Below are 11,246 nucleotides of genomic sequence, written 5' to 3' on the forward strand. Positions count from 1 at the left end.
GCCAAAGGCGCCCCGCCCGCTCCCAAATGCAAGTTAATTGATCAAATTGGCGCCCATTTCGACGGCCGTGGAGAGGGGAAATCAAAGGGGTGGGGCCCTTCAGCCTCCTCTTGGGCGCTTCGAACGGCGTAACTCCTATTCGGTGGGTGGTGGCCGTGGGGGGATAAGAGCACCCATGCAGGGACCTCCCTTGTGAGTGCCGCCTCCATCTGGGTGCCTCCAGAGGGCAGGTTGCCTGCCGTCGCAAAGCCGTTGGATCATCCACGCCCTTCGGGGAGATCACCTCGGTTGGGAAAAATGGATCATCATGGGGGTGTAGAGGCCGCTAAACCGCCCACCACTCATTCAAAAGCCTGGGGACGCTTATCGCTTCGGCCCAGGCGGAAGACGAGTAGGCAAACGCCCGGGGAAAGGTCGGAACGGAGGCGTTCGGGAGAGCACTTCACGGGCTCGGTTCGCGCGCTCCAGAGCCCGTTCCAGCGCGGGCTGAGCGGCCGGGGGAACCCGGTCGCGCAACGCCATGAGAATCTCCTGATGTTTCTCCACCGCCCGAAGGGCTCGCTGACGCAGGATCGGAAGATCCGGGCGACGCTCAGCCAATGCCATCAACCGAACCAACAAACGGGCGGATCGCTGGAGGGCCGCCGGATGTACCAGCCGCCCCTGACGTTGCAAGGTTTCGATTTCCTCCGAGCGGCGTTCCAGCTGACGGATCAGCACGGGTGTCGGATCCCCCTGCCATTCGGCCCATGTCAGCTCGACGGACTCCTTCCATAACTTCAGGTCATAGAGCGGATCGCCCGGAAGGCTGGCTTCCGCTGCCCGCACGCCCAGCGTGCCGCCGAAAAGCAAAGCGAGCAACAACCCGGCGGTCAGCAAAGCGGGGACCCAGCGGCGCCCCGCCAGCCATCCCTGGCGCGCCGCCTGCATTCGCCGTGCCGCCGCCACGACCCGCATCCGCCCCCGGCGGACCGCCTCCGGGCGCGGCGGGGGGACCATGTCCCCCCGCAACCGGCGTGCTGCCTCCAGCAAGGGGCGAAGCTCCGCCGCATACGCGGGATAACGGGCAACGACTTCCTCAATATCGCCTCCCGCAGCGACTTCGTCCAGACAGCGAGCCAGCGCTTCCTCAAACGAGATCTTCCTTAAAGACATCCCATCTCCTCCATCCGCCGTCGAAGCGATGCCAAGGCTCGATGTTGCAATGCTTTGATCGCATTGGGCTGCTTCCCCATCAGCCGGGCTGTCTCCTCCACGGATCGCCCCTCCAGGAATCGATGCAGGAGCACCTCTTGTTGCTCCGGAGTAAGCGCCTGCAAGGCCCGCCGGACGCACTCCCATTGCGCCCGAGCTTCGATCTTCTCCAACTCATCCCCCATCCCAGGTTTCCGCTCTGGATCCGCCGGGAGCGGCACGGGGGCATGCGGCCGCGCGCGATAGTAATCCATCACCAGGTTGCGGGCGATCGTATAAAGCCAGGCCAAGAAGGGACGCCCCTGCACTCGATATCGAGGGAGATGCTCAATCATCCGCACGAAGACCTCTGCTGCCAGATCCTCTGCCACGTCCTGATCGTCCACCCGGATGCGAAGGTAACGATAAATGAAAAGATAATAGCGCTCGTAGAGCCATCCCACGGCCTCGGGATCGCCCGCCTGGGCCCGTCGAATCGCCTCCAACTCAGCGGAGACTTCTTCCCAATTCGCCGAACGCGTCGGAGGGGATTTTTTCATTAGAACAATGTCCCCAATTTTGTTTAACGAGCGGCCTGTCGAATCGTTACGGGAATCACCCCAGGACCCCACCTCTAGGATACTTTTATGAGGTAACGATCCAACCTGGTCCTATTCGGTTCGGAGCGCTTGAGAGAAGGCGGAAGGCTCCCAAAGCCCCTAGGAGGGAACCACCTATATCCGCATTGGCACTGCGCGAGAACGGCCGAATCGTTACCTTATTAGAAAAGGCTGGCAAGTTCCTCTTTTTCCCGTTAAACTCGAGAAGCAAAGCATCCTGCTCCTGGGAGGCTCCCATGGCGATGAGCCAAACGCTTCATGACGCGATGAACGACCAGATTCGCCATGAACTCTATTCCGCCTATCTCTACTTGTCCATGGCCGCTTACTTCGAAGCCATGAACCTGCCTGGATTCGCCCATTGGATGCGAGTCCAAGCTCGCGAGGAGGTGAGCCATGCGATGAAGTTCTTCGACCACCTCTGCGATCGTGGGGAGCGCGTCATCCTTCAGGCGATCGAGCAGCCTCCAGTGGATTTCGCCTCCCCTCAGGAGGCCTTCGCCCGCGCGCTCGAACACGAACGCCGAGTTACCGGCCTCATCCGGAACCTCTACCAAATCGCCGTTCGCGAGAACGAGCTCTCCAGTTTGCCGCTGCTCCATTGGTTCCTGGAGGAGCAGATCGAGGAAGAAAAAAGCGTGGAGCAGATCCTCGCAGCGCTCCGACGTATCGGGGAGGACGGGACGGGGCTGGTGGTGATGGATCGGGAGCTGGCGCGACGGGAGGGCGATTGAGCTCCCCTCGAAGGTGGACCGGTTGCCTTCGGCAAACCGGTCCACCTTCGCCATGCCTGCATTTCCCTCAGCTTAGGGGATTATAGTGGTCAAGCGATCTTCGGCGACATAGCCATCGACGAGATCCGAGGGAGAAAAAGAACACACTCGGCCTTGGATTCACTGGGCGCCTTTAAGGTGCCGATCGAAAAACGCCGTCATCCGTTGCAGGAAGATCGCCCAGGCCTGACCCTGGAACGCGTGGCCCTGGCCGGAATACTCGTAGTATTCCACGTCCTTGCCGGCCGCGATGAGCGCATCCCGAATGGCTCGAGCCCATTCCGGCGGCGTCGTGGTATCCGCGGTTCCCTGATGGATTTGCACTGGGGCTGTCACGTAATGGAAATAGTAAATCGGGGAAACCTGCCGCAGGAACCCCGGATCCCTACGTGCATCGATGTAAGCCTGGGCCAAGAACGGATCCTCGATGTTTCGGAACCCGCCGAATCCCCGATGCGCGTTGACCAGATCGGCGCTTACTGGAGCGTAGAGAACCGCCGCGCGAATCCGCGAGTCGATAACGATTGCCCGTGTGGTCACCCCCCCTCCCATGCTGTGGCCCCACATGCCGATCCGTTCAGGAGCTGCCTGAGGAATCGAAGGAACCGAACTCAGGAGATTCAAAGCATCGATCACCAGGCCCATCCGGAAGAAATCAGGCCCGGAATCCGATCCTGCCCATCCTCGGAAATCCGGCGCCAAGGTGATGTAACCCCGGCGGGCCAGATAATCCGCCGGCCGCCAAGTGTCGGAGCCCGGCACGTAACGGCTGGGCGGAATGTATCCATGATTCAGAATGACCACTGGAAAAGGCCCCCGTCCATGAGGGACCTGCATCACGCCGGTAATTGTTAACCCATCGCTGGGATAAGCGATCAGATATCGCGTGTAAGCCCCTGTTCGGGTGATCACGGAACGGATCTCAATCTTCCCACCGGGATAGATTCGCCGCCGCATGGCCTCGATGGTATATCCCGCCAACGGATGCGGGGTGGGCGACGGCGTAATGGTTGGGGTGGGGATCAGCGTGGGGGTTAACGCGGGCGATGGGGTCACCGTTACGGCAGGGGTCGCTATGGCAGGGACAGCATTCTGTGAGCGCCCACAGCCCATGATTATGATCAAGAACATCAATCCCATTCTCCCCACAAACCAGCGAACTGTTTTCCAATGATCCATATCCTCCCTCCCGGTTCGGGCATCCCGACAACGGCAACGGCCCCAGGATAGAGCCAGACCCACGGGATTGCAGCGCCCGCTGGGCGGGATCGCTTGCAATCCTGAGCAAGAGGAAGGGGCTATCAGTCCTCTTCGCAGATCCAAGACGCCCGAATCCCCACGCGCAAGGTAATCGGCCGAACAACAGAACTTTTCAAGACTCTAACACAGAGGCAAAATATCAGCAAAACCCTGGAATGGGCTACCCGTATATACTGGATGCCTGGCGGCATTTTCCAGACACCCCGAACGTCTTCCCTAGCGAACAGTTATCATTTCGACACCAGAGAGGGATCGCAATAAAATAAAGTGATCAAGGGATCAGCCCCCTGGACCGGTCCCCCTTGCACCTCAAGGGGCAGGTCATCCGGCCGGATGGCCCCGGGGGGCATGCCCTGAACCCTGAATGGAGGAGCGCGATCGCAAGGATGGCGCAATTTCAGATCACCGATGATCTGGAAGCGTTGCTGAACGTATTGCCTCCAGATATCGCCCAGGCCGTGCGGGACCGCAATCGAAACGAGGCCTTGCTGGAGGTCGTGCTGGACCTGGGGCGATATCCGGAGGCCCGATATACGGATGGCGAGGCGACCCTTTGCCAACGCGAAGTCACGGAGGCGGATCTCCAATACGTAGTCTCCCGCATCGGGGAGTTCGACGCGGACAACCGGGCCGGGATCCAGCGAACCTTACATCGCATCAGCGCGATCCGGAACCGGCGCGGTAACATCATCGGCTTGACCTGCCGGGTCGGCCGTGCAGTCTACGGCACTATTGAGATCATCAAAGACATCGTCCTGTCTGGGAAGAACATCCTCCTCCTCGGCCGCCCGGGCGTCGGCAAGACGACCATGCTCCGGGAGGCCGCGCGGGTCCTGGCGGAGCACAAGCGGGTGATCATCGTCGATACCTCGAACGAGATCGGCGGTGACGGGGACATCCCGCATCCGGCCGTCGGCCGCGCGCGCCGCATGCAGGTTCCCAAGCCCAGCCTCCAGCACGAGGTGATGATCGAGGCCGTTGAAAACCACATGCCGGAGGTCATCATCATCGATGAGATCGGCCGCGAGCTGGAGGCCATCGCGGCGCGCACGATCGCGGAGCGTGGCGTGCAGCTGATCGCCACCGCCCACGGGAACACCCTGGAGAACCTTCTGATGAACCCGACCCTCTCGGATCTCGTGGGCGGCGTGGAGAGCGTCACGCTCTCCGACGAGGAAGCGCGACGGCGGGGCACCCAGAAGACCGTCCTGGAGCGGCGCGCCCCCCCGACGTTCGACGTGCTCATCGAGATCCAGAACCGCCAACGGCTGCTGGTTCACCATGACGTGGCCGCCAGCGTGGATGCGCTCCTGCGCGGGCAGCAGCCAGATGTTGAGCTGCGCTATCGCGATGAGGAAGGGCGCATCCATATCGAGAAGCCCAGGTTCCGGCGGGCGGTGATGGTGGGGAAGTCCCCCCTCCCCTTCTGGCGTGGGGAGATCATCTCCACAACGCCCATCGCTTCGGGGGAATCCCTGCCACCCCCCACGCGGGTGACCATGGAACGGGTGGGAACCTTTGAAGAGGAAGAAGAGGGAGCGCTGGAAGGAGCCCCATGGGGAGGCTCCCAGCCCCTTTCCGGCAACGGGCCGCGGCGCCCCTTGCGGGTGTATCCGCTCGGCCTGGCGAGGAACCGCCTCCAGCGGGCAGCCAGCGTCTTTGGGACCCCCCTTCAGATTGTGGAACAGATTGGGGATGCGGATGTGGTGATCACCACCAAGGCCCACTACCGACGTCATCCCCGGGTGCTCCATGAGGCGGAGGGGAGGGGGATCCCAATCTATGTGATTCGCTCGAACACGGTGACTCAGATTGAAAGCTGCTTAGCGGATATCCTAAACCTGGCGCCGGCGGAAGGCGAGGGGGACGATCGGCTCGCCCAGGCCCTGGAGGAGGCGGAGGAAGCCATTCGGAGGATCCTGAACGGAGAGACCCGATACGTGGATCTCTCCCCCCAGAACGCTTACATCCGGCGTCAACAGCATCTGCTGGCCCGCCAGTATAACCTGATCTCGCACAGCTACGGGAAGGAGCCGAACCGCTACGTTCGAATCTATGCGGAGTGAAGAAAAAGGCAAGCCAGGCGCCTCCGGCGCTTGGCTTGCCTTTCAAACCTCACCAACCCTCAGCGATCCACACCACCCCTAAAAGCGCGCTCAGTGCCGAAAGTGGCGCCTTCCGGTGAGAACCATCGTGATCCCCAAGCGGTCGGCTGCCTCGATCACCTCTGCATCCCGGATGGAGCCCCCCGGCTGGATGATCGCTGTCACCCCCGCCGCTGCGGCGACTTCCACACCATCCGGGAACGGGAAGAAGGCATCGGAGGCCATGACCGCCCCCCGGGCGCGCGCCCCGGCCTTCAGCGTGGCGATCCGCACTGCATCCACCCGACTCATCTGCCCTGCCCCGATCCCCACCGTCTGCCTCTCCCGGGCCAGGACAATAGCATTGGAGCGAACATGACGGACCACCCGCCAGGCGAACTGGAGATCCCGCCACTCCGACTCCGTGGGCGCTCGGCGTGTGACAACCTTCCAGGACCCTGGGTCCTCCTCCCCTTGATCTGGGGTCTGGACCAGGAGCCCGCCGAGGAGGCTTCGGATCTCGAGGCCACGAACGGCTCCCTCCCGCATGCGAATCACCCGGCACGCCTTCTTCCTGGCCAGGCGCTCTAAGGCCTCCGGATGGTAAGCGGGGGCAACGATGACCTCAAGGAAGATCCCTTGGAGGGCCTCCGCCGTCTCCTCATCGATCTCGGTATTCAACGCCACAATGCCCCCATACGCGCTGTCCGGATCGCCGGCCAGCGCCCGCCGGAACGCTTCCGCCGGGGCCTCCGCCACCGCCGCGCCGCATGGATTGTTGTGCTTGACAATGACGGCCGCCGGGGGCGGAAGCTCCGCCACCGCTCGCCACGCGGCCTCCAGATCCAGCAAATTGTTGTAAGACAGGGGCTTGCCCTGGAGGACCTCAAAGGGGAGCGAACGGAGCGGGTCCTGGTAGAAGGCTCCGGATTGGTGGGGGTTTTCCCCATAGCGCAAAGAGAGGACAGGGCGAGCGAAGAGGAGGAGGGATTCGGGCAAAGAATCCGCCTGCGCGCCATCCTGTTCCAGGAAACGGGCGATGATCGCGTCATAGCATGCGGTAAGCTGGAAGGCGCGGGCCGCCAGGCGCCGTCGCAATTCCACAGGGACTTCCCCATGAACGCGCAAGGCTTCCAGGACAAACGGGTAATCCTGAGGGCTGCTGCACACGACCACGCGGGCGAAGTTCTTCGCTGCCGCCCGCAACAGGGCCACCCCGCCGATATCGATGGCTTCCACCGCCTCTTCGATCGTGCCCCGCCGCGCCACCTCCTCAAACGCATAGAGGTTCACGGCCACCAGATCGATGAGCTTTCCCCCGATCGCCGTTACCTCCGCCAGGTCGGCCGCCAAAGGCCGCGCCAAGATCCCGGCGTGCACCTTAGGATGGAGGGTCTTCACACGTCCCCCCAGGATCTCGGGGAGGCCCGTCCATTGCTCCAAGGGGATCACCGGGATCCCTGCATCGGCCAGCGCTCGGGCTGTCCCCCGCGTGGCGATGATCCGCCAACCCAGCTCCGTCAGGCCGCGGGCGAACTCCACAATCCCTGTGCGATCGGTCACGCTGAACAACGCATAGCGCTCTCCCATCTCCATCGTTACAACCCGCCCTTCCCAAAAATCCTACTTCAGTTAGGATCCCTTTAAGAACTCCTCGATCGCCGAGCGGCTGATCCGGTAGGTGGTGCCGATCTTTCGGGCCTTCAGCTGCCCGGATTCGATGAGTTGCAGGACATCCTCAGGGGATACCTTGAGGTACGCTGCGGCTTCCTCCACGGTCATCACCTCCGGCGCGGTGGGAGGGGCAGCGGGCCGGGCCATCATCCCCTGGAAGAGCTGGGTGAAGAACTGGGCCAGCCCGAAGCCCGCTCCTGCGCCCACGCCGGCAGCGGCCAGCCCGCCCAGCTCCTGCTGAGCCGCCTCCCGCAAGGCATCCGCCGCCTGAAGCTGCGCATAGGTCTGCACATCCAGCAACCCCATCGCCCGCAGCTCCTCGATCGTCCTCGAGGAGGGCCGGAGCGATTGCACATAGAACGCCTTGAGGTCCAGGCCCAGCGCCTCAAAGTCCTCCTGGCCTTTCGCCCGCACTGCCGCGCCCAGCTCCTCGAAAAAGGCCGCCAAGTCCACCACCGGCCGGTTGAAGTTCCCGACCACATCGGCCAGCTTGCTCACCAGGATGCTGCGCAGGTAATCCACAATGCGCTCCGTCTCATAGAGGCGCTGAGTGCCTACGATCTTATTGACGAAAAGCTGGGGATCCCGGACCTGGATGGCAAACGTGCCGTGGCCCTGGAGGAGCACCATGCCCAGGCCCATGCCGGGGTTGCGAACCACAATGGGCTCGGGGGTTCCCCATTTCAGATCCATAAATTCTCGGGTGGAAACGAAGTAGACTTCCGCGGTGAACGGGGAGCGGCCGCCGAAGAACGGCCCCAGCAGATCGATCAAGAGGGGGATGTTCGCGGTGGTCAGCGTATGTCGGCCTGGGCCGAACACATCCAGGGCCCGTCCATCCCGGAAGAAGACCGCGACCTGGCTCTCGCGCACGATGAGTTGGGAGCCCAGGCGGAAGTCGCCGGCCCCTTCCTCGGGGAACCGCCGAACGATCTCCCGACCGGTGTCATCGGCCCACTCGATCACATCGAAGATCCGGGGCATTTTCGCGCTCCTTTCCACGCCCTTTGCGCTGTTAGCCTTTGATGAAAGAAAAGCGCCAGCGCGCCGAACCGCACATTCAGTCTAGTGGAAAAACGAGCGAAACGCCACCAGAAAGCCGATGGCCACCACCGTCCGCCGCACCCAGATGCGATCCACCCGACGGGCGATGGCGGAGGAAGCATAACCCCCGGCCATCGCTCCTAAGGCCATCCACACCACATCCCCCCAGAGCACGGCCCGGGATTGGATAAAGTAAAGCGCGGCGATCCCGTTGATGGTGAACGCCAACACGTTCTTCAGCCCGTTCATCTGATGAATATCTTCCAGACCCATTAGCTCCAGGGCTGCCAACATCAGGATGCCGATCCCAGCCCCGAAATAACCGCCATAGAAACCTACCAGGAATTGGAAAAAGACAAGGGCTGCCCATCGCCGGACCGAGATCGAAACCGAGGATCGAGGCAGCCAGCGCTGGAGGCGCGGGCCGATCATCAGGAGGACTGTGGCGAACAGCAACAGATAGGGGATGATCGCACGGAAGGCCTGCTCGGGAGTGTGGAGCAACACGTACGATCCGAGGAACCCACCGGCCAGAGAGGGCCAAAAGAGGATCAGCAACCAGCGACGGATCTTCATCAATTCATGGCGAAACCCGAAGGCTCCAGCGATCGATCCGGGCAGGAGGGCCACCGTGTTGGTGGCGTTGGCCAGGATAGGCGGGCGGCCCAACCACAGCAGCGCGGGGAAGGACACCAGCGTTCCTCCCCCCGCAATGGCGTTCATCGCACCGGCGATGAAAGCGGCGATAAAGACAGCAGGTGCATCCCACATGGAGGCTCCTCCATCAGCGCGCAGATGGTTTCAGTTAAAGCGGGCCCTGCTTCCCCGCTGAAGGAGCGGGGGCCCCGGACAGTCGGCCCCGCAGTTCGTCTCGATTCTCAGGTTTCAACACACGGCGCCGAGCGCTTCCCCAATTTTATCAAGAATGTAGGGGCAGGCCTTGTGCTTGTTCGCGGGGGCGCCCCTACGGAACGCGCGGATGCCGATGGTAAGGACAGGCCCCGTTCCTCCCCGTCCCACGGTCACCCTCAACCGAAATCCCCTGGGGAAGGATCAACCATGCGCGTTAGGGCGACTGCTTCAGCAGCCCAGAGGGCTGCGGGTGAGTGGGAAGGAGAGGGAAGAAGGCCACCCGCCCCCTCACCGCGCATTCCCAAAACTAAAGCGAGGGATTCGATTACTGAGGGATCGCAGGACGTATTCGCGGCCACAGATGAACAACAAAGGCGAACACCCCCAGCGCCTCCAGGGCGGCCCCGAGGGCAAGCCCGACGTTCCACCCAATCACCCCGGAGAGCCCTGCGACGAACACGCCCGCGTTCAACAACGCCCCGGAAGCCCAGGCCCATCCGGCCCGTCCCCGAGGATCCCCCGGCCGCTCCAGGGCGAAGCGCGGGAAGATCCAATAGGCCACCCCGAAGGCGAGTTGGAGCGTCCAGCCGATGAAGAGGCTATGGATATGCCAGGGCAGCAAACGCATCACCCATGGGGCATATGGGAACGCCTTGTAGGCCAGCATCAGGCCACCGATCAGGAACCCGAGGGCGAAGTGCACCAACGCCATCCGGATCATATAACGGCTCAAGGGCGGCATCTCACTTCCCCTTCACGCGCGGCCAGAGCAATCCCACGAAGCTCCACCCCGCCGCCACAAGGGCTGTGGCGCTCAGCAACAACCCCCACCGGGCGATCGGCTGGGGATCCAGGGCAACCCACGGTTCGAAGATCGTCCGCAGGATCATCCCGCCGTTCAGCAGGAAGAAAACCGCCCACGCCAGCGCTTCGTCGCCCCGCGGACGCTCCTTCGAGAGTGGAGGGAACATCCACCACGCCACCCCGATGATGAACTGAGCGACGCCGCCCAGCATGAAGAGGTGGAAATACACGGGGCTCGCTGCGCTCAGGATGGGTGGCAGCGCCATGATCCGGCCCAACCCCAAGACCCACCCCAGGAGCAGGGCGACGACCAAATGGATCAACGCAGCTCGGATGAACCATCGAGTTAACCGCGGCATGTTTCCATCGAGAGACTGCTTGCGTATCTATGGCCAGCCGCGAACCATGAACATCGCGAACACCATCGCCGCCAGGCTGGCCAACAAGGTCAGGCGAGCCAGCCACGAGGCCCAGGCCCGCCAACGTTGCACCTCATCCCCTCCACGGCCCTGCTGAAGCGCTTGGGTCGCGCGAGGACCGACCCAGAAGTCGTGCAACGCGTTCAGCATGATGGCCAGACCGACTGCAACGAGTTTCCCAGCCAGCGCCCGCCCGAACGGACCGCTCCAGAAGGCTGGATCGAGCAAGAGAGCCAGCGTCACGCCTCGGGCGATGAGATTGATCAGGCCGGTGAGGATCATGACCCCCATGGCGATCCAGCCCAAGGTCCGGAACCGCAAGCCCACGGCCTCCAGGAACGCCGGGGAGATCGGGCGGAACGCCGGTCGGCGCAGGACCGGGACCACCGCCAGGGCCAGGAACAACAGCCCCCCGATCCAGAAGATCGCCGCTGCGAGATGAAGGCCTACCGAGATAAAATATAATGCCCGCATTGGCCAGCACCTCGGTGGTGGCTTCGTCATCTTCATAGGGTGCGGGGCCCCCCGGGGGGGGCCGCCCCC

At 62.8% G+C, this 11,246-nt stretch carries 11 protein-coding genes; 2 read left to right on the top strand and 9 right to left on the bottom strand.

The features are described 5' to 3' along the window. Window positions 1-363: 363 nt before the first annotated feature. Together ACFMO5_RS04515 and ACFMO5_RS04520 are read right to left on the bottom strand one after the other, a co-directional pair. Window positions 364-1,155 (bottom strand): hypothetical protein, encoded by a 792-nt coding sequence (locus ACFMO5_RS04515; RefSeq protein ID WP_376791565.1) that lies wholly within the window; start codon window positions 1,153-1,155, stop codon window positions 364-366. Then, the gene (locus ACFMO5_RS04520) at window positions 1,146-1,733 is read right to left on the bottom strand and encodes a sigma-70 family RNA polymerase sigma factor (protein WP_376791566.1); all 588 of its coding nucleotides are present in this window, start codon (window positions 1,731-1,733) and stop codon (window positions 1,146-1,148) included. Before ACFMO5_RS04520 ends, ACFMO5_RS04515 begins: the two co-directional genes overlap by 10 nt. Window positions 1,734-2,035: 302 nt before the next feature. On the opposite strand from ACFMO5_RS04520, the gene ACFMO5_RS04525 reads away from it, so the two are divergent. Continuing rightward, window positions 2,036-2,527, top strand: coding sequence for a ferritin (locus tag ACFMO5_RS04525; RefSeq protein WP_376791567.1), 492 nt, complete (start codon window positions 2,036-2,038; stop codon window positions 2,525-2,527). Between the two features lie 159 nt (window positions 2,528-2,686). On the opposite strand, the gene ACFMO5_RS04530 is transcribed toward ACFMO5_RS04525, so the two are convergent. Further along, the gene (locus ACFMO5_RS04530; RefSeq protein WP_376791568.1) at window positions 2,687-3,697 is read right to left on the bottom strand and encodes an alpha/beta hydrolase family protein; all 1,011 of its coding nucleotides are present in this window, start codon (window positions 3,695-3,697) and stop codon (window positions 2,687-2,689) included. Window positions 3,698-4,212: 515 nt separating this feature from the next. Here ACFMO5_RS04530 and ACFMO5_RS04535 point away from each other — a divergent pair. Beyond that, a complete protein-coding gene (locus tag ACFMO5_RS04535; RefSeq protein ID WP_376791569.1) occupies window positions 4,213-5,892 on the top strand; it encodes a R3H domain-containing nucleic acid-binding protein in 1,680 nt (559 codons plus the stop codon). A 90-nt stretch (window positions 5,893-5,982) separates the two neighbouring features. Here the strand turns inward: ACFMO5_RS04535 and purH are convergent, their stop codons facing one another. The 6 genes from purH to ACFMO5_RS04565 form a co-directional block, all read right to left on the bottom strand. Next, window positions 5,983-7,500 (bottom strand): bifunctional phosphoribosylaminoimidazolecarboxamide formyltransferase/IMP cyclohydrolase, encoded by a 1,518-nt coding sequence (purH, locus tag ACFMO5_RS04540; protein WP_376791575.1) that lies wholly within the window; start codon window positions 7,498-7,500, stop codon window positions 5,983-5,985. A gap of 42 nt (window positions 7,501-7,542) precedes the next feature. Next, on the bottom strand, window positions 7,543-8,568 hold the full coding sequence (locus ACFMO5_RS04545; protein WP_376791570.1) for an SPFH domain-containing protein: 1,026 nt from the start codon (window positions 8,566-8,568) through the stop codon (window positions 7,543-7,545). An 81-nt stretch (window positions 8,569-8,649) separates the two neighbouring features. Further along, the gene (locus tag ACFMO5_RS04550) at window positions 8,650-9,399 is read right to left on the bottom strand and encodes a sulfite exporter TauE/SafE family protein (RefSeq protein ID WP_376791571.1); all 750 of its coding nucleotides are present in this window, start codon (window positions 9,397-9,399) and stop codon (window positions 8,650-8,652) included. Between the two features lie 406 nt (window positions 9,400-9,805). After that, the gene (locus ACFMO5_RS04555; protein WP_376791572.1) at window positions 9,806-10,222 is read right to left on the bottom strand and encodes a hypothetical protein; all 417 of its coding nucleotides are present in this window, start codon (window positions 10,220-10,222) and stop codon (window positions 9,806-9,808) included. Window position 10,223: 1 nt separating this feature from the next. Next, complete coding sequence (locus ACFMO5_RS04560; protein ID WP_376791573.1) at window positions 10,224-10,643, bottom strand: hypothetical protein; 420 nt, start codon at window positions 10,641-10,643, stop codon at window positions 10,224-10,226. A 27-nt stretch (window positions 10,644-10,670) separates the two neighbouring features. Beyond that, window positions 10,671-11,177 carry a DUF4149 domain-containing protein gene (locus ACFMO5_RS04565; protein ID WP_376791574.1) on the bottom strand — a complete coding sequence of 169 codons (507 nt, stop codon included), beginning with the start codon at window positions 11,175-11,177 and terminating at the stop codon, window positions 10,671-10,673. Window positions 11,178-11,246: the final 69 nt, after the last annotated feature.

The organism is Thermoflexus sp., from assembly GCF_042408365.1.
Lineage (GTDB): Bacteria > Chloroflexota > Anaerolineae > Thermoflexales > Thermoflexaceae > Thermoflexus.